This window comes from Pseudomonas sp. TMW22090 (assembly GCF_022496665.1).
In the GTDB taxonomy this organism is placed as follows: Bacteria; Pseudomonadota; Gammaproteobacteria; order Pseudomonadales; family Pseudomonadaceae; genus Aquipseudomonas; species Aquipseudomonas gregormendelii.
The window spans coordinates 44378-60848 of sequence record NZ_SCFH01000006.1 but is presented as its reverse complement, the minus strand read 5'-3'; the positions used below and the strand labels follow the sequence as shown (position 1 = coordinate 60848).

Genomic DNA, 16471 nt, shown 5'->3' with positions numbered 1-16471 from the left:
GGATTTACGTGCTCTCGCGCACCTTCAACTCAAACCCCATGTCCAGCACCGGCCTGGCCACGGTGTTGCCTGCCAGCAAGGTCAGCATCAACTCCGCCGAACGCCGGCCGATGGCCTCGCGCGGTGTGCTGATGCTGCTCAGGCGCGGCACCATGTGCGCTGAGGCTGGCAGGTCGTTGAAGCCCAGGATTGCCACCTGCTCCGGAACCTTGATCCCGAACCGCATGGCTTCGAGCAACGCACCCTGGGCCAGGTCGTCGTTGCCGAAGAAGATGGCATCGACGTCTGGATGACTGGCCAGTAACTGCATGAACAACTCGCCGCCCAGGCCAACGGAGGATGCGCGCGGAGTCAGGACCTCCAGATCTGGGTCGTACAGCCCGGCCTGTTGCAGCGCCTTGCGAAAACCTTCGCCGCGCAACAGGGTGCGCTGGTCCAGCTGGGCGCCGATGTAGGCCAGGCGCTTGCGACCGCGGGACAGCAAATGTTGCGCCGCCGTTTCACCGGCGGCCAACTGCGAAAAGCCCACGCAATTGACGCCCGCAGCGCTGTCGAGCTCCATCATGTACACGCACGGGATGTTGCTGGCCTCGATCATGCGTCGCGAGCTTTCAGTGCGGTCGAAACCGGTCAGCAGCAAGCCCCTTGGCTGATAGGCCATGTAGTTGCGCAGCAGGTTTTCTTCTTCATCGCGCGAGTAGTGGAAGTTGCCGATCAGCACCTCGAAGCCCTTGGGACGTAACACCTGATGAATGGCTTCCAGGGTGTCGATGAACAGCAGGTTGGACAGCGACGGCACCAGCACCACCACGGAGTGGCCCTGTGCAGAGGCGAGGGCACGGGCGGCGGGGTTGACCACGTAGTTGAGTTCCAGCGCCGCTTTCTGCACCTTCTCCACCAGGTCGGCGGCCACCGTGCTGACCCCGCGCAGGGCTCGGGATGCGGTAATCGGGCTGACACCGGCCAGGCGCGCCACTTCGTTGAGGGTAGGGCGGCCAGTGGTGCGCGTATTCTTATCGTTTTTAGGGGAGATCATCGGACGGCTTGCCAAACAAAATTCGAGGCACTAAGGTAGCGCTGTCCCGAAGCAGCTGCAAATGCGTAAGCGAGTTTTGCCTGAACCTCGCTTCTCGGCGTTGGGTACGAAATGTTGCAACCCACAAAAATGACAAGAAGGCGTCGGCAACTTCTGCTTTTGAACCAGTGTCAAAGCTGGCAAAGGTAGCGCTGTCTGCGTGCTGAGGTGTTACATGAATCATCCCATCACCGCCCTGGTCATCATGGGCGTTGCCGGTTGCGGCAAAACCTGCGTCAGCGAAGCGCTGTGCCAGCTCAGCGGCGCAACGGCCATCGAAGGCGACACTTTCCATCCTGCTGCCAACATCGAAAAGATGAGCGCGGGCATCCCCCTCAATGATCAGGACCGTGCCGGCTGGCTCGACAGCCTGTGCGATGAACTGCGCCGTGTCGACGCCCAGGGCCAACGCCCGGTATTGACCTGCTCGGCCCTCAAGCACAGCTATCGCGAAGTATTGCGCAGTGCGCTGCCAGGCCTGGGTTTTGTGTTTCTCGAATTGACCCCAGAAGTGGCCGCCGAGCGTGTGTCCCACCGCCCCGGCCATTTCATGCCGTCGACCCTGATCGACAGCCAGTTCGCCACGCTCGAGTCGCCCAAGGGCGAACCGCTGACCTTGGCGCTGGATGCCTCCAGCCATAGCGTCGACGAGTTGGCCGTTCAAGCACACCGCTGGTGGCTGGAACATGGCCTGAAATCCGGCGTATGAGTTTTCTGCGAAAAGACAGCGCTGTCCTGATGGCTTGCGAATTACCCGCTTTAATAACAACAACAACCAGGAGACACCCCTAATGTTTGGCATGTCCCACGAGACGTTCCTGCTGCTTGATGCAGTGGTCACGGTGATCGGGCTTATCGTCCTGATCACCAAGTTCAAATTCCACCCGTTCATCGCCCTGATCATTGCCGCAGCGTTTCTCGGCCTGACCTCGGGCATGCCGATCGGCACCATCATCAAGGCATTCCAGGATGGCTTCGGCGGGGTGCTGGGTTTTGTCGGGATCATCCTGGCGCTGGGCACCATGCTCGGCAAAATGATGGCCGAATCCGGCGGGGCGGACCAGATCGCCCAGACCCTGATTCGCGCATTCGGTAAGGACAAGGTGCAGTGGGCCATGATGTTCGCTGCCTTCCTGGTCGGCATCCCGCTGTTCTTTGAAATCGGCTTCGTGCTGCTGATCCCGCTGGTGTTCATCGTCGCGCGGCGCACCGGTGTATCGATCATCAAGATCGGTATCCCGCTGCTGGCCGGCCTGTCAGCAGTGCACGGCCTGGTGCCACCGCACCCGGGCCCGTTGCTGGCGATCGGCGTGTTCGGTGCCGATATCGGCAAGACCATCCTGTACGGGCTGATCGTGGCGCTGCCAACCGCCATCATTGCCGGGCCGATCTACGGCACCTTCATTGCCAAGTACATTCCCGGCCATCCCAATCAGGAGCTGGTGGATCAACTGGCGCGCGAGCCGGACGCCAAAGAACTGCCAAGTTTCAGCATTACCCTGATCACCGTGCTGCTGCCGGTGTTCCTGATGCTGCTCAAGACCTTCGCCGATGTCGTACTGCCTGAAGGTAACTTCTTCCGCTCGTTCATGGACCTGATCGGTCACCCGATCTCGGCGCTGCTGCTGGCGTTGCTGCTGTCGCTGTACACCTTCGGCCACCGCCAGGGCATCGGCTCCAACCAGATCCTCAAATTGCTCGATGCCAGCCTCGCGCCGACGGCCGCGATCATTCTGATCATTGGTGCCGGTGGTGGCTTCAAGCAGATGCTGGTAACCAGCGGTGTGGGTGACGTGATCGGCCACATGGCGGTCAACGCGCAGATCTCGCCGATCCTGCTGGCCTGGCTGGTGGCTGCGGTGATCCGTATCGCGACCGGTTCGGCCACCGTGGCGACCATCACCGGTGCAGGCATCGTGGTGCCGGTGGTGGGCATGATCCCGGGCGTGAACCGTGAGCTGCTGGTGCTGGCCACTGGCGCCGGTTCGCTGATCCTGTCCCACGTCAACGACGCCGGCTTCTGGCTGGTGAAGCAGTACTTCAACATGACTGTGGCAGAAACCTTCAAGACCTGGACCGCGATGGAAACCATCCTGTCCGTGGTGGCGTTGGGCTTTATCCTGCTGTTGTCGATGTTCGTGTAAGCGCTGTTTGAGGCACAAAAAAACCGCAGCGATGCGGTTTTTTTGTGGCCGATTTTGGTTGGGCGCGGGTCAGGCGTCAGCCGCTGGTTTTGCCGGCCAGCCCATCGGCGCGGAACATCCCGCGAATGCCGCGCACGGCCTGGCGGATCCGGTCCAGGTTTTCGATCAGGGCGAAGCGCACGTGATCATCGCCGTATTCACCGAACCCCACGCCCGGCGAGACGCAGACCTTGGCCTCGGCCAGCAACTTCTTGGCGAACTCCAGCGAACCCAGGTGCGCATACGCCTCTGGAATCTTGGCCCAGACGTACATCGCCGCTTTCGGGTTTTCCACCATCCAGCCCAATTCATGCAGGCCTTTGACCAGCACGTTACGCCGCTGCCGGTATTGCTCGGCGATGTCCTTGACGCACTGCTGATCCCCCTCAAGCGCGGCGATGGCCGCTACCTGCAGCGGGGTGAAGGTCCCGTAGTCGTGGTAGCTCTTGATCCGCGCCAGGGCGTTGACCAGCTCCGGATTCCCGACCATGAAACCGATGCGCCAGCCGGCCATGTTGTAGCTCTTGGACAGGGTGAAAAATTCCACCGCAATGTCCTTGGCGCCCGGCACCTGCATGATCGAGGGGGCTTTCCAGCCGTCGTAGACGATGTCGGCGTAAGCCAGGTCGTGTACCACCAGCACGTCGTACTGTTTGGCGAGGGCAATCACCCGCTCGAAGAAATCCAGTTCCACGCACTGGGCGGTGGGGTTGGATGGAAAACCCAGGATCATCATCTTCGGCTTTGGAATCGAGCCGCGAATGGCCCGCTCCAGTTCGGCGAAGAAATCCACACCCGGAATCAGCGGCACCGAGCGCACCTGGGCGCCGGCAATCACGGCACCGTAGATGTGAATCGGGTAGCTGGGGTTCGGCACCAGCACGGTGTCGCCCTGATCCAGCGTGGCCAGCATCAGGTGCGCCAGGCCTTCCTTGGAGCCGATGGTGACAATGGCTTCGGTTTCCGGGTCGATGTCGACCTGATAGCGATCCTTGTACCAATTGGAAATCGCCCGGCGCAGGCGTGGAATACCCTTGGACGTGGAATAACCGTGGGTGTCTTCGCGTTGGGCAACGGTGACCAGTTTCTCGACAATGTGCGGCGGTGTCGGCCCGTCGGGGTTGCCCATGCTCAAGTCGATAATGTCTTCGCCACGACGCCGGGCGGCCATTTTCAGCTCGGCGGTGATGTTGAAAACATAGGGGGGGAGTCGATCTATGCGCGCAAAGCGGCGCGGCGAACCTTGTTCGGCCATTGTTGCCTCGGATAACGTAAGCGCCCGGAACCGTCCGAGCGACGTTGGCCACTGCGGTGGCCTGTGGCGGAATGTAAGGGCAGCTGTGGCAAACTGTCCAGCGGCTTTGTAAACAAAATTTTCCGAAGGAAACCGTTCGATGGAGTTCACCAGTGGCTTCTTGCTGAGCCTTTCGCTGTGCCTGGACATTGGCGTGGCCAACATCGCGATGATCACCCTGGCGATGCAGCGCGGATATTTTCAGGGGTTTGCCCTGGGCCTGGGAACCTGCGTCGGCGACCTGATCTACGCCGTGCTGGCACTGGCGGGCATGACGGTTTTGCTGCAGTACGAGACCGTGCGCTGGGTGTTGTGGGTCGGCGGCTCGGCGCTGCTGATGTACTTTGCGGCGAAGATGATCTATTCGGCCATTCACCACGAAGCGGTATTGGCGCAAACCGCCGAGGTAGGGCAGAACTCCCATCGCAAGGAATTCTTGCGCGGGATTTTCCTGGCCATGTCCTCACCCAGTGCCATCCTCTGGTTTGCCGCAGTCGGCGGCACCTTGATCGCGCGTTCGGGTGCCGGTGGCCCGCTCGGGTCGGCGCTGTTCCTGGGGGGCTTCTTCTGTGCCGGGCTGTTGTGGAGTGGTGCTCTGTGCTTCGCTGCGAGTCATGGCGGCAAGCTGTTGGGCGACAAGCTGTTGCGTTACTCCTACATGGCATCTGCAGCGATCTTCTGCTATTTCGCGGTGTATGTGATTCTATCGGGCTATAACGAATTTATCGGCGGCGGCGCGGCCGAGCAGTTACACACGCTGTAATTTGGCGAATCGGGTTTGGCTTCTATACTCCCAGCCGAACCCACTTTTTACACTCAAGGAGTCGAATCATGGACGAGCAAAAAACCGTGGAAGTAGCTGAACCTCGCTTCGAGCATGGGCATTTCCTGCTGATTGCAGGGCTTGGCGGGCGATTCACCCAGGACACTACGGCCGGCATCCCTGAACTCTGGGAAAAATTCATCCCCGAGATTGGCAACATTCCTGGCCAGAAGGACGAAGTGACCTACGGCATCTGCTGCAATCCCGATGGCAAGGGCGGCTTCGAGTACATTGCCGGCGTCGAGATCAGCAAGCTCGATGACTTGCCCGAGAAGTACCGCTGGGTCGAGGTTCAGCCCCAGCAATATGCAGTGTTCGAGCACAAAGGCTCACTGGACAGGTTGCCCCAGACGTTCCAGTACATCTGGAAAACCTGGTTGCCGGGTTCCGGGCGCGAGGCGGCGGATGCGCCGGAATTCGAGCGCTACAGTGCAGACTTCAACCCGACACGGCACACCGGTTTGCTGGAAATCTGGCTGCCACTCAAGCCGCAATAATCTATGATCTGCAGCCCTTTCATCGCTGAAATCGAGTTGTCATGACCCCTGTTATCCGCCTCGTCACGCCTGCCGACCTGGATCGCTGCTACGCCATTGAAACCCTCGCCTACGAGGGCGATGAGGCCGCGACCCGGGAAAAGATTGCGACCCGCATTGCCACCTGGCCTGAAGGCTTCATCGTGGCCGAAGTGGATGGCGTGGTTGCCGGTTTCATCAATTCCGGTGCGGCGTATGAAGTGGAAATGTCGGACGAGGCCTTCAAGGAGCTGATCGGCCACGATCCGGCAGGGCCTAACGTGGTGATCATGTCGGTGGTGGTGCACCCGGATTATCAGGGGCAGGGACTGGCGAAAGTGTTGCTGGGCGAGTTCATCGAGAGGATGCGCGGGCTGGGCAAGGCGAGCATTCACCTGATGTGCAAGGAGCGGCATGTCCCGCTGTATGCCGGTTTCGGGTTTGCCTACATCAAGCCATCGACGTCGGACCATGGCGGGATGGCGTGGCATGAGATGATCCTGACCCTGTAGGCGCTGCCGAAGGCTGCGATCTTCTGATCCTGATCCTCGGTCTCCCCCCGTAGGAGCTTCGGCAGCTCCTACCGGGGGATGTTTGAGTCAGTAAAGACTGTCCTTCACCCGCGCTGGTGCTTCCCGGTCATACGATTCGGCATCAAACGCCCCATCATTCAACCGCTTGTGAAACGCCCCGGCCGTCGGCAGTGCCGAGCGATCCAGGTATTTGTCCGGGTTCCACAGGTCCGAGCGCACTGTTGCCTTCGAGCAATGGAAATACGCCGCGTCCACCGTCACCAGCATCACCGTGCGCGCCGGCTTGCCGTTGACCGCAAAACTCTCCAGCAACTGCGGTTCGGCGCTGATTTGCGCCGTGCCGTTAACGCGCAATGTCTCGCCGATCCCCGGGATGATGAACAGCAGCGACACCCTTGAATCCAGCACCACATTGCGCAGCGTGTCGATGCGATTATTGCCGGGGCGGTCGGGGATGGCCAGGGTCTGCGAATCGATGATGCGCACGAAACCGGGCGTATCGCCCCGTGGCGAGCCATCCATGCCGTCGGGGCCTACCGAACTGATGATCACCAGCGGCGAAGCGCGGACCATCGCCTGGTAATCCTCGTTGAGGAACGGAATCTGCTTGCGCACGGCGCGATCGTGGGGAAGGCCGTACAACGCCTCCAGTTCTTCAATGGTGTTGAGCATGACCAGACTCCTCGAAAACCAGACCCATTCGTCGTTCGTAGCCGATCCGGCCCCGATAGGCTTCGCCGCTGTCGACCCAGCCAAACCGGGCATACAACGCGATCGCCGCGGTGTTGTCCGCATCCACCGACAGTTCCAGCCCCCTGATTTGCGGCCAGGCCTGGCGCGCAACGTGGGGCAGGGCCTGCAGGCAGGCCTTGCCGTAACCCTTGCCTTGGGCCCGTTGATCGACCTGCAAGGCATGCAAGGTGGCGCTGTGTTCATTGGCCCAGGCCGGCAGCACCGGCGGGCGTTTGAGCAGCAGGAAGGCGACGGGAACGCCTTCTACCAGCAGGGCAAATCCCTTGACCCCCGGGCCTGGCTTGGACAGCAGGGAGTGCAGCGCGCCGTGGATATCGCCGCTGAACCTGATCTGCTGCGGATGAACTTCAATGGCCTCGACCTGCTGGCGCTGGAGCGTCGTCAGGCTTTCATAAGGCACGAGTCGAACTGTCACTGGAGAGTCCTTGTTCCAACACAAATGATTCCCGGATTCTAGCGATTTTGCGCGCAGGGTTTATTTTTATTTTGGCTGTCGATTTGGCATTCCACCGGACGACTAAGGGTGTCTTCACAACAACAATCACGGAGAACGCTCATGACTGCTACCACAGAAATCCAGACCCTGATCGACACCTACCGCCAGGCGGTGATCGGCAAGGATGTGGAGAAAATCATGGCCCTGTATGCCGACGACGTCGTCTCCTACGATGCGGTCAAGGCCCTGCAATTTCGTGGCAAGGCCGCCTACCGCGCGCATTGGCTGGAGTGCATGGAGATGTGCCCGGGGCCCCACACCTTCGACTTTGATCACGTCAACATCGTCGCCGACGAGCACATTGCATTTGCCCACTGGCTGGCCCATTGCGGCGGCACCAACGAGAAGGGCGAGACCCAGGCCTGCTGGATGCGTGTCACCGCCTGCTACCGTCGCGACGCGGGGCAATGGCGCATCGTGCACGAGCACTGGTCGGCCCCGTTCGACATGGCCAGCGGCGCCATGCTGTTCGATGTGCAGCCCTGATGCGTGGGCTGGTCGTCGGGAAAGGGCGCCTGGGCGCCAAACTGAGCCATAGTTGATCCGTTCGATCCGGGAGTGCGCCATGAAGTATTTATGCCTGGTCTACAGCAACGAGCGTGAACTGCATTCGCTGCCAGAGAGCCCCAAAGACGAAGAGTGCATGGCCTATGCCGAGTCGATCCAGGGCAGCGGCCGGATGATCGCGGCCGAGGCGCTGGAGTCGGTGCAGACCGCCACCACCGTGCGCATGCGCAACGGCAAGGTGTCGATCACCGATGGCCCGTTTGCCGAAACCAAGGAGCAGTTGGCCGGCTTCTACCTGATCGATGCACGGGACCTTAATGAAGCCTTGCAGGTCGCCGGGAATATCCCGGCGGCCCGGGTCGGCTGTGTCGAGGTGCGCCCCGTTCGCCAGTTGAATCCCTGAATAACAATCACAACAGGAGATCCTTCATGAGTCCGCATGCCCTTCAACAAAAACCTGCGGCTTTCGAGTTGTCCATCAGCCGCCTGATCGATGCCCCGCGGCGCAAGATTTTCCGCGCCTGGACCGAGCCGGCCCTGCTCACCCAGTGGTGGGGACCCCACGGCATGACCACGCCCGAATGCGAAATGGACCTGTGGGTGGGCGGGCAATTTCGCACCCTGATGCGCGCCCCGGACGGTGCCGAATACCCGACCCAGGGGGTGTTTCTGGAAATCGTCGCGCCCGAGCGGCTGGTGTTTACCGACGCGTTTACCCCCGGCTGGATCCCTTCGGGCAAACCTTTCATGTCGGCCCAGGTGACGCTTGAAGAGCGTGAGGGCAAAACGCTGTACACAGCGCGGGCGATGCATTGGTCGGAAGAAGACCGCCAGGCGCACGAGTCCATGGGCTTTCACGATGGTTGGGGGCAGAGCCTGGATCGACTGGTCACGCTGGTGACCGAAGGCATGCCGGACTGATGCCTGGCGCCGCCGTCAGCGCTCGGGTCGAGCAGGTTTACCGGGAAGACTCGCGGCGAATCCTGGCGACGCTGATTCGCCTGCTCGGGGATTTCGACCTGGCTGAAGAGGCGCTGCACGAAGCGTTCTTCGTCGCGGTCGAGCGCTGGCAACGGGACGGCGTACCGGATAATCCACGCACCTGGCTGGTGTCTACCGGGCGGTTCAAGGCTATTGATGTGTTGCGTCGGCGGGCCCGGTTCAACGCCTCTCGCCCCCTGTTGATCGCGCAGCTGGAAGAACTGGAGCAGGCGGACTGGAGTGGCGAGGAAGTGGAAGACGATCGCCTGCGCCTGATTTTCACCTGCTGTCACCCGGCACTCGCCGCCGACTCGCAGGTGCCGCTGACGCTGCGGGAAGTGTGCGACCTGACCACGGAAGAAATCGCCCGGGCGTTCCTCGCGGCCCCCGCCACCATTGCCCAGCGAATCGTGCGGGCCAAGGCGAAGATCCGTGACGCGAAAATCCCCTACCAGGTGCCGACCCTGACGGAATTGCCCGAGCGCCTCGACAGCGTGTTGCGGGTGATTTACCTGGTGTTCAACGAAGGCTACTCGGCGTCTGTCGGTGATGAGTTGACCCGCGAGGATCTGACTCGCGAAGCCATTCGCCTGGGCCGTCTGTTGATGGAACTGCTGCCCGAGCCGGAAGTGATGGGGCTGCTGGCGCTGATGCTGCTGCACGAGTCCCGCCGGCCGGCGCGAACTTCTGCTGACGGCGAGTTGATTGTGCTGGATGAGCAAGATCGCGGGCTGTGGGATGCCGGGCTGATCGCCGAAGGCTGCGGCTTGATCGAGCGCGCACTGTCCGCCGGACCGTTCGGACCTTACTGCCTGCAAGCGGCAATAGCGGCGGTGCACGCCGAGGCGGCAACTGCGGCGGATACGGATTGGCCACAGATCGTGGGTTTGTACGACGTGTTGCTGCGGGCGGTGCCGTCGCCCGTGGTCGAGCTGAATCGTGCGGCGGCGCTGGCACAACGGGATGGGCCATTGGTGGGGTTGACGCTAATCGACGGGATTTTGCAGCGCGGTGAACTGCTGGATTACCACTTGGCGCATTCGGCCCGCGCCGAGTTTTGCCGGCGGTTGGGCCGGGTAGAGGAGGCTCGGGCGGCGTATTTACGGGCGCTGGAATTGACGCAGCAGGTGCCGGAACGGCGGTTTCTGCAGGAGCGGTTGCGCGGTTTGGATTAGCAAAAGATCGCAGCCTTCGGCGGCTCCTGCATTGAAATGCGATCCCCCTGTAGGCGCTGCCGAAGGCTGCGATCTTTTGCTCTCATTCCAACATCTTGCCCAACAACCAACTCCCCGCTGGCCCCGGCGGATGCAGCCGCGACCACAGTGCATCAACGAATAACGGTTTCGGCCAGCCACGCACCTTCAACTCCACCAGCTCTCCCGCACCAAATCGTCCCACCAGCCAGCGCGGCAATGGCGCCCAGCCGAACCCGCCCTGGGCCATTTCCAGCAGCATCAGGTAGCTGGGCGCTGACCACACGCGCCCTTTGGCCCGGCTTTCATACGGATTGACGATGGTCGCCAGGCGCAGTTCGCGGTGCTGCAGCAGCAGGTCCTGATCGATAGGGCTGAGCTGCGCCAGCGGATGTTTGCGCGAGACAAACAAGGCAATTTCCGTTTGCTCCTCGACCGTCGAACTGACCAGGTCCGGTGGGTAGCTGTCTTGCTTCTCGGCAAACGCCACATGCGCCCGACCGCGCTGGACCAGTGCCACCAGGTCATCGCACTCGGCAATCAGGCACTCCAGCTCCAGATCCGGGTAACGCTGCTCAAATGCCCCCAACGCCGCCTCGAACCGGTCGGACTGGTAGGTATCGGAGATCGCCACGGTGAGCTTTGCCTCGACACCTTGTGACAGCTGGCTGGCGGTCATTTCCAGGCGACTGGTGGCCGCGAGGATCTCTTCGGCCCGTTGCAGCATCACATGCCCGGCCGGTGTCAGGCCGGGTTTGCGGCTGCTGCGATCGAACAGTGTCAGGTTGAGGTCGATTTCCAGGCTGGCCACGGCAGCGCTGATGGTCGACTGGCTGCGCCCGAGCTTGCGCGCCGCTGCGGAAAACGAGCCTTGAGTGGCTGCCTGGACAAACGCCAGCAACACTTCGTGGGAGGGCATTGAACTATCGCCTTGATCGATGGTTATTGGTTATGAAGTATCGGGTTGATGGCGGATCATGGCAACCACAGTCACTCAAGGAGTCAGGTCATGAGCGCCGACAAATCCATCACAGAACGTGTATTCCAGGCGGTAGGTTTTGAACTGCTGGCCATTGTCATCTGTACCCCGTTGCTGGCGTGGGTCATGGATAAACCGATGCTCGACATGGGCGTCGTCACGATGGCCATCGCGGCCCTGGCGCTGGCCTGGAACGTGCTGTTCAACGGCATGTTTGACCGTTTACTGACACGACTTGCCATCGTCCGTACAGCCTGGGTTCGGGTGGTGCATGCGCTGCTGTTCGAAGGCGGGTTGGTGGCGCTGGGCGTGCCGTTGATTGCCTGGTGGCTGGATATCAGCCTGTGGCAGGCTTTTGTCCTGGACATCGGCGTGCTGCTGTTCTTCCTGCCGTACACCTACGTTTATCACTGGGTGTATGACGTGATTCGCGAGCGTGTGCTGCAGCGTCGGGCCTGCCAGGCCTGACACACAACCGTTTAGGCGGCGCCGAAGGCTCGGGCCGCGTTCGGACGATCTTTTGATCTTAATAATCCTGCCGCTTGCGAAAAGCCCAGCGCCCGGCAATCACGGTGAAGGTGGCCACCAGCGCCACCAGAATCCAGAACCCCTGCGGATCTCCCGCCAGCGGCACCCCACCCACGTTCATGCCAAAAAAACCGGCAATGATGTTGATCGGCAGTGCCAGTACCGTCACCACGGTAAGGGTGAACAACGTGCGGTTGCTTTGCTCGTTGAGATTGGCGGCGATTTCTTCCTGCAACAATTTGATGCGCTCACCCAGCGCCGTCAGGTCGTTAATGATCAACGCGAACTCCTCGGTGGACTTGCGCAACTCCTTCACGTCTTCCTTCTGCAACCACTGCGGCGGCCGATTGAGCAAGCGCAGCAATGAACCCGGCTCCAGTGCCAGCAAGCGCTGCAAGCGCACCAGCACCCGACGGTTGGCGCCCAGTTCGGCGCGGTTGGTCGACAGTCGCGAGGACAGTAGCTCGTCTTCAATCTGATCAACGCTGAGGCTGGTGCGCCGCACAATCTGGGTCAGCACTTCGCCCTGATCGCGCAGCAAATGAACCAGCAACTCCAGAGGCGAACGAAAGCGTTCACCGGCTTTGACCGACGAGCGCAGCTTGTCCACCGAGTGCAAGGGTTGCAGGCGCGCGCTGATGATCAGCCGGCTGCGGGCGCAGACCCACAACGTCGACACATCGGAGGACACCATGCTGCTGAGGTTGAATACCACATCGTTGACCACCGCCAGCAGCGCTGAATCCACATGCTCGATGCGCGTTGATCGCGAGCCTTCGTGAAGGGCTTCGAAAAACTCATCGGGCAATTCCAGATGGCTTTTCATCCAGCGCTCGCAGGCGGCGTGTGCCAGGTTCAGGTGCAGCCAGAGGAATTCCTCGCTGTCCTGGGGCTGCTGCAGGCACTGCAGTGCCCGGGCCGAATCGATCTCTCGGCCAGGCTCGCCGGGCCGAAAACTGAAACCGTACAGCAGACCAAACAGGTCCTGGTCGCGATGGCTGTGATCGATGCTGTGGTTCATGAGGTCTCGCTGCGGGAGGCAAATATTGCAAAGTTTTACAGGGACACTTGAGCCGCAGCATGGCGCTGAATTCTTACCGTTTTATGACGTTTTGATGATGGATGAGTCTTGTGCGCCATTGGGTCTAAATCGCTAAAGAAAGGCTTTGACGCGCCGATGACGGGTAGCTGGTTCGATTGCGATGAAGGTCGTGGACCTGCGTCGCCGACAGGGATGTCCGGACATCTCGCACGCCTGCCTGGCGTGTCTTATCCCTGCCATGAGATACCACTCGATGTTTTTGCAAAAATCCCTGAGAGCACAAATCCTCGCTTTGTTGAGCGGCAGCCTGCTGGCGATGTTGCTGATCGCGCTGTCCTGCTTTCACTTCTTGTCTGGCGGCGTTCAGAGCTACGCCAATCTCATCGAAGGACCTTTACACACTTCGCAGTTGATCGACGAAGCCAACCTGCAATTCAAGGTGCAAGTGCAGGAATGGAAAAACGTCCTGCTGCGTGGCAAGCAACCGGCTGAACTGGCCAAGTACTGGAAGCAGTTCGAGGACCGTCAGCGCGACGTGCAGAATATTCTCGGTGAACTGGCCGGGCAGAAGGGCATCGAACCGCAACTGAAGACACGCATCGAACGTCTGCGCGATGAGCATCGCCTGCTGGGCGCCGCTTACCAGAAGGGACGCGATGCCTATGTGGCGGCGGGTGCTGATCCCACGGCGGGGGACGCCGCGGTCAAAGGTGTCGACCGTGCCGCCAGCGAGCAGATGAGCGAACTGGTCAGCGAGTTGCGTAAGCAGGGCACTGAGCAGTCGACAGTGATCAGCGCCAGTGCCGATCGCACCGTGTTGCTGGGTCTCGTGGTGATGCTGGTCTCGGGTTTGTTGATCGGCCTGTTGAGCCTGTGGCTGGTCAACCGCAACCTGGTTGAGCCGATCCGCAAATTGATCGACTACGTGGCGCAACTCAGCCAGGGACGTTTTGCCGAACGAGTGGCCAGCACCCGGCAGGATGAGTTGGGCAAGCTCGCCGTTGCGGCCAATACCCTGCGCGACTTTCTCGCCGATACGTTTAGTCGTCTGCAGCGCAGTGCGTCGGACCTGGACAGCGCCAGCGGCGAGTTGAAGTCGATCGCGAGCCTCATGGCCGGTGGCACCAATGAACAGTTCAACCGCACTGATCAGGTGGCGACGGCGATGAACGAAATGTCCGCTACCGCCCAGGAAGTGGCGCGTCACGCAGCCGACGCAGCACGTGCTGCCGACGACGCCGACCAGTCAGCGCAGGAGGGCGAAAAAGTCATGCAGGGCACTATTGAGACCATCACCTTGATGCGCGGTGAAATTGCCAATACCGCGACGGTCATTCGCCAGCTGGAAACCGACAGCGGGCGCATCGGCAAGGTCCTGGAAGTGATTCGCGGCATCGCCGAGCAGACTAACCTGCTGGCGCTCAACGCCGCGATCGAAGCCGCACGGGCTGGCGAAGCAGGACGCGGTTTTGCCGTGGTGGCCGATGAAGTTCGCAGCCTGGCGCAGCGCACGGCGGCTTCGATTATCGAGATCAACCAGATTATCCAGACGGTGCAAACCGGTGCGGTGGATGCGGCTCATGCAATCGAGAGTGGCCAGTCCCGCAGTGAGGAAAGCGTTGCGCAAGTTACCCAGGCTGGCGCCATGCTTGAGCGCATCACCCTGGCGGTGGAAGCGATCCGCGACATGAACCGCCAGATTGCTACGGCTGCCGAAGAGCAGACCTCAGTGGCCGAGGATATTTCGCGGAACCTGACCGAGATCACCAGCATTGCCAGCACCAATCTGGATAACGTGCAGCGTACCGAAGCGGCCAGCCACAACCTGCACGGTTTGTCCGGGCAGTTGAATGAGGTGACGGCGCGCCTGAGTGCGTAGTTTTTTTGCGGAACAGCAAAAAGCCGCACGATCGTGAAATCGTGCGGCTTTTTAATTGTTCAATCAGTCGTCTTTTTTGTTCTTCAGAACTTCGCCCGTCGCGGCGTTCAAGTCGACATCCCACTCAACGCCCTGGGCGTCACGCAATTCCACTTCGTACTCGTAACCATTGAAGTGGTTGTCCAGGTCGCTATCGGTAATGGTGGCGCCCGGGTGCAGCTTCATGACGACCTGGTTCAGTTCTGCCAACGGCTTGATCTTGCCGTCCTTGACCAGTTGCGGGATCTGATCCACTGGAACGTCAGCCTGGGCCAGGCCAGCGGTAAGGGTGAGGGCAGCAGCAGTGAAGAGAGCAGTCAAAGTTTTCATAGGTTCTTTCCTTGGATGAACTGTTTAAGTGGGATCAGATTAACTGTGGCAACTTAATTCAGGCTTAATTCCCTATTGCGGCTGGAACTGAGTGTCCTCGCTGTGGGAGCACGGCTTGCCCGCGATCGACTCACCTCGGTCCCGACTCAATACCCATTATTCTGCAACAATTGCCCGACGCTCGCCGCCGCGGGACGCTTGTAGAACTTCAGCAGCTCACTGGCACGGTTGGTGAAGATGCCATCAACCCCTGCATCCGTGACTTTCTGATAGTCCACCGCATCGTCGATCGTGTACACGTGCACCAGCAAACCCTGGTCGTGGGTGTACTGGTTCATCCACGGTTGCACCAGATCGGAGTAGCTCTGGTCGCCACCTTTGGTCAACGCCGCAGAAGGACCGGTGCCGATGGCGCCGGCAGATTTAGCGTACTCGACCCATTGCTGGAATTCGGCTTTGCTCTTGGGTTCCTGTTTGGCGTAGTAGGTGGCTTTGTCCTTGTCGCCGGACTCAGCGAAGGTCACCTTGGACTTGGGCTCGATGCTGCCCGGGCCGACCCACAGCAACAAGATCTTCGGCACCTGGGGCATTTCCTTTTCCAGCAGTTCCAGGCTGCTCTTCTCGAACGTCTGCAGCACCACCTTGCCTTTGCCCTGGCCCACGGCCAGTGGGCTCTTTGCCAACTTTGACCCGGCGGGGCTCAGCCAGCCGCGGTCCTGGAGCTTGTCCTTCAAATCACGTTCAAGCCCTGGAAACTGCTTCGGTTCCTTGGTCTCGATGTACAGGCCCGGCTTGTGCAACGGATTGCCCTGGGCGATGTCGATGATTTCGTCGAGGGTCAGGATCTGCAGGCCGACGAATGAGGGGCGCGCGCGGTCTGGGTAGGCCTTGTTGAACCAACTGCCGGCGTCGAGGGTTTTGAGCTCGGCGAGGGTAAAGGCGTTGGCCGGGCTGTCCTTGCGCTCGGGAAACTTGCTGGCCACGTCGGTGGTGCGTTGCAGGTTGTCGTCGTGCAGGGCGAAGAGTACGCCGTCTTTGCTGCGCTGCAGGTCCAGCTCGAGATAATCGGCGCCCAGGTCGCGAGCCAGCTTGTAGGCGGCAGCGGTGGATTCCGGTGCATCGAATGACGCGCCGCGGTGCGCAATCACCGCCGGGTGCGGTATGCCCAGGCGGGTTGCCAGCGCCGTAGGGCTTGGCTCGCTGGCGGCCTGTGCCTGGCCGAGACCGAGCAGCACGCTCAGCAGCAGAGCGCTTTGGGTGAAGGTGACAGCCATGGTCGAGGTCCTTTCGCAGTTTTCAAAGACGTCCCTTTTAACAACTG

At 60.7% G+C, this 16471-nt stretch carries 19 protein-coding genes; 11 read left to right on the top strand and 8 right to left on the bottom strand.

Annotated elements, in window-relative coordinates; genetic code table 11:
- Positions 1-4: 4 nt before the first annotated feature.
- Positions 5-1036, bottom strand: coding sequence for a LacI family DNA-binding transcriptional regulator (locus EQV97_RS17610; protein ID WP_240889370.1), 1032 nt, complete (start codon positions 1034-1036; stop codon positions 5-7).
- Between the two features lie 214 nt (positions 1037-1250).
- On the opposite strand from EQV97_RS17610, the gene EQV97_RS17605 reads away from it, so the two are divergent.
- Both EQV97_RS17605 and EQV97_RS17600 read left to right on the top strand, forming a co-directional pair.
- Positions 1251-1784: a gluconokinase gene (locus tag EQV97_RS17605; protein WP_122840190.1), complete on the top strand. Its 534-nt coding sequence runs from the start codon at positions 1251-1253 to the stop codon at positions 1782-1784.
- Positions 1785-1866: 82 nt separating this feature from the next.
- Positions 1867-3219 carry a GntP family permease gene (locus EQV97_RS17600; RefSeq protein ID WP_045061550.1) on the top strand — a complete coding sequence of 451 codons (1353 nt, stop codon included), beginning with the start codon at positions 1867-1869 and terminating at the stop codon, positions 3217-3219.
- Between the two features lie 76 nt (positions 3220-3295).
- Here EQV97_RS17600 and alaC read toward each other — a convergent pair whose 3' ends face one another.
- Complete coding sequence (alaC, locus tag EQV97_RS17595) at positions 3296-4513, bottom strand: alanine transaminase (RefSeq protein WP_122840191.1); 1218 nt, start codon at positions 4511-4513, stop codon at positions 3296-3298.
- Between the two features lie 139 nt (positions 4514-4652).
- Between alaC and EQV97_RS17590 the strand changes: the two genes are divergently transcribed.
- The 3 genes from EQV97_RS17590 to EQV97_RS17580 all read left to right on the top strand — a co-directional run bounded on the left by EQV97_RS17590 (position 4653) and on the right by EQV97_RS17580 (position 6402).
- A complete protein-coding gene (locus EQV97_RS17590) occupies positions 4653-5315 on the top strand; it encodes a LysE family transporter (RefSeq protein WP_225569430.1) in 663 nt (220 codons plus the stop codon).
- Positions 5316-5383: 68 nt separating this feature from the next.
- Entirely contained in the window at positions 5384-5872 is a 489-nt protein-coding gene (locus tag EQV97_RS17585; RefSeq protein WP_122840193.1) for a GyrI-like domain-containing protein, read from the top strand.
- 41 nt (positions 5873-5913) lie between these two features.
- Positions 5914-6402, top strand: coding sequence for a GNAT family N-acetyltransferase (locus tag EQV97_RS17580; protein WP_122840194.1), 489 nt, complete (start codon positions 5914-5916; stop codon positions 6400-6402).
- Between the two features lie 87 nt (positions 6403-6489).
- On the opposite strand, the gene EQV97_RS17575 is transcribed toward EQV97_RS17580, so the two are convergent.
- Positions 6490-7095, bottom strand: coding sequence for a pyridoxamine 5'-phosphate oxidase family protein (locus EQV97_RS17575; RefSeq protein WP_240889369.1), 606 nt, complete (start codon positions 7093-7095; stop codon positions 6490-6492).
- Positions 7079-7591: a GNAT family N-acetyltransferase gene (locus tag EQV97_RS17570; protein ID WP_240889368.1), complete on the bottom strand. Its 513-nt coding sequence runs from the start codon at positions 7589-7591 to the stop codon at positions 7079-7081. The genes EQV97_RS17575 and EQV97_RS17570 overlap by 17 nt, the downstream gene beginning before the upstream one ends.
- Positions 7592-7732: 141 nt before the next feature.
- On the opposite strand from EQV97_RS17570, the gene EQV97_RS17565 reads away from it, so the two are divergent.
- The 4 genes from EQV97_RS17565 to EQV97_RS17550 all read left to right on the top strand — a co-directional run bounded on the left by EQV97_RS17565 (position 7733) and on the right by EQV97_RS17550 (position 10335).
- On the top strand, positions 7733-8158 hold the full coding sequence (locus EQV97_RS17565) for an SgcJ/EcaC family oxidoreductase (protein ID WP_122840197.1): 426 nt from the start codon (positions 7733-7735) through the stop codon (positions 8156-8158).
- A gap of 79 nt (positions 8159-8237) precedes the next feature.
- The gene (locus EQV97_RS17560) at positions 8238-8582 is read left to right on the top strand and encodes a YciI family protein (RefSeq protein ID WP_045060730.1); all 345 of its coding nucleotides are present in this window, start codon (positions 8238-8240) and stop codon (positions 8580-8582) included.
- A gap of 26 nt (positions 8583-8608) precedes the next feature.
- Positions 8609-9100 (top strand): SRPBCC family protein, encoded by a 492-nt coding sequence (locus EQV97_RS17555; protein WP_122840198.1) that lies wholly within the window; start codon positions 8609-8611, stop codon positions 9098-9100.
- A complete protein-coding gene (locus EQV97_RS17550) occupies positions 9100-10335 on the top strand; it encodes an RNA polymerase sigma factor (RefSeq protein WP_240889367.1) in 1236 nt (411 codons plus the stop codon). Before EQV97_RS17555 ends, EQV97_RS17550 begins: the two co-directional genes overlap by 1 nt.
- A gap of 82 nt (positions 10336-10417) precedes the next feature.
- Here EQV97_RS17550 and EQV97_RS17545 read toward each other — a convergent pair whose 3' ends face one another.
- Entirely contained in the window at positions 10418-11272 is an 855-nt protein-coding gene (locus EQV97_RS17545) for a LysR family transcriptional regulator (RefSeq protein ID WP_122840200.1), read from the bottom strand.
- A gap of 90 nt (positions 11273-11362) precedes the next feature.
- Between EQV97_RS17545 and EQV97_RS17540 the strand changes: the two genes are divergently transcribed.
- Positions 11363-11800: a multidrug/biocide efflux PACE transporter gene (locus EQV97_RS17540; RefSeq protein ID WP_240889366.1), complete on the top strand. Its 438-nt coding sequence runs from the start codon at positions 11363-11365 to the stop codon at positions 11798-11800.
- A 58-nt stretch (positions 11801-11858) separates the two neighbouring features.
- On the opposite strand, the gene EQV97_RS17535 is transcribed toward EQV97_RS17540, so the two are convergent.
- Positions 11859-12881, bottom strand: coding sequence for a transporter (locus EQV97_RS17535; RefSeq protein WP_122840202.1), 1023 nt, complete (start codon positions 12879-12881; stop codon positions 11859-11861).
- A gap of 274 nt (positions 12882-13155) precedes the next feature.
- On the opposite strand from EQV97_RS17535, the gene EQV97_RS17530 reads away from it, so the two are divergent.
- Positions 13156-14781, top strand: coding sequence for a methyl-accepting chemotaxis protein (locus EQV97_RS17530; RefSeq protein ID WP_240889365.1), 1626 nt, complete (start codon positions 13156-13158; stop codon positions 14779-14781).
- A 63-nt stretch (positions 14782-14844) separates the two neighbouring features.
- Here the strand turns inward: EQV97_RS17530 and EQV97_RS17525 are convergent, their stop codons facing one another.
- On the bottom strand, positions 14845-15150 hold the full coding sequence (locus tag EQV97_RS17525; protein WP_122840204.1) for a PepSY domain-containing protein: 306 nt from the start codon (positions 15148-15150) through the stop codon (positions 14845-14847).
- 146 nt (positions 15151-15296) lie between these two features.
- On the bottom strand, positions 15297-16424 hold the full coding sequence (locus EQV97_RS17520; protein ID WP_122840205.1) for a glycerophosphodiester phosphodiesterase: 1128 nt from the start codon (positions 16422-16424) through the stop codon (positions 15297-15299).
- Positions 16425-16471: the final 47 nt, after the last annotated feature.

Excerpts from the sequence above, each read along its gene's own strand:
- EQV97_RS17605 (WP_122840190.1), top strand. The coding sequence starts at position 1,251 with ATGAATCATCCCATCACCGCCCTGGTCATCATGGGCGTTGCCGGTTGC.
- EQV97_RS17575 (WP_240889369.1), bottom strand. The coding sequence starts at position 7,095 with ATGCTCAACACCATTGAAGAACTGGAGGCGTTGTACGGCCTTCCCCAC.
- EQV97_RS17555 (WP_122840198.1), top strand. The coding sequence starts at position 8,609 with ATGAGTCCGCATGCCCTTCAACAAAAACCTGCGGCTTTCGAGTTGTCC.
- EQV97_RS17550 (WP_240889367.1), top strand. The coding sequence starts at position 9,100 with ATGCCTGGCGCCGCCGTCAGCGCTCGGGTCGAGCAGGTTTACCGGGAA.
- EQV97_RS17590 (WP_225569430.1), top strand. The coding sequence starts at position 4,653 with ATGGAGTTCACCAGTGGCTTCTTGCTGAGCCTTTCGCTGTGCCTGGAC.
- EQV97_RS17565 (WP_122840197.1), top strand. The coding sequence starts at position 7,733 with ATGACTGCTACCACAGAAATCCAGACCCTGATCGACACCTACCGCCAG.
- EQV97_RS17610 (WP_240889370.1), bottom strand. The coding sequence starts at position 1,036 with ATGATCTCCCCTAAAAACGATAAGAATACGCGCACCACTGGCCGCCCT.
- EQV97_RS17525 (WP_122840204.1), bottom strand. The coding sequence starts at position 15,150 with ATGAAAACTTTGACTGCTCTCTTCACTGCTGCTGCCCTCACCCTTACC.
- EQV97_RS17560 (WP_045060730.1), top strand. The coding sequence starts at position 8,238 with ATGAAGTATTTATGCCTGGTCTACAGCAACGAGCGTGAACTGCATTCG.
- EQV97_RS17585 (WP_122840193.1), top strand. The coding sequence starts at position 5,384 with ATGGACGAGCAAAAAACCGTGGAAGTAGCTGAACCTCGCTTCGAGCAT.
- EQV97_RS17580 (WP_122840194.1), top strand. The coding sequence starts at position 5,914 with ATGACCCCTGTTATCCGCCTCGTCACGCCTGCCGACCTGGATCGCTGC.
- EQV97_RS17535 (WP_122840202.1), bottom strand. The coding sequence starts at position 12,881 with ATGAACCACAGCATCGATCACAGCCATCGCGACCAGGACCTGTTTGGT.
- alaC (WP_122840191.1), bottom strand. The coding sequence starts at position 4,513 with ATGGCCGAACAAGGTTCGCCGCGCCGCTTTGCGCGCATAGATCGACTC.
- EQV97_RS17530 (WP_240889365.1), top strand. The coding sequence starts at position 13,156 with ATGTTTTTGCAAAAATCCCTGAGAGCACAAATCCTCGCTTTGTTGAGC.
- EQV97_RS17545 (WP_122840200.1), bottom strand. The coding sequence starts at position 11,272 with ATGCCCTCCCACGAAGTGTTGCTGGCGTTTGTCCAGGCAGCCACTCAA.
- EQV97_RS17600 (WP_045061550.1), top strand. The coding sequence starts at position 1,867 with ATGTTTGGCATGTCCCACGAGACGTTCCTGCTGCTTGATGCAGTGGTC.
- EQV97_RS17520 (WP_122840205.1), bottom strand. The coding sequence starts at position 16,424 with ATGGCTGTCACCTTCACCCAAAGCGCTCTGCTGCTGAGCGTGCTGCTC.
- EQV97_RS17540 (WP_240889366.1), top strand. The coding sequence starts at position 11,363 with ATGAGCGCCGACAAATCCATCACAGAACGTGTATTCCAGGCGGTAGGT.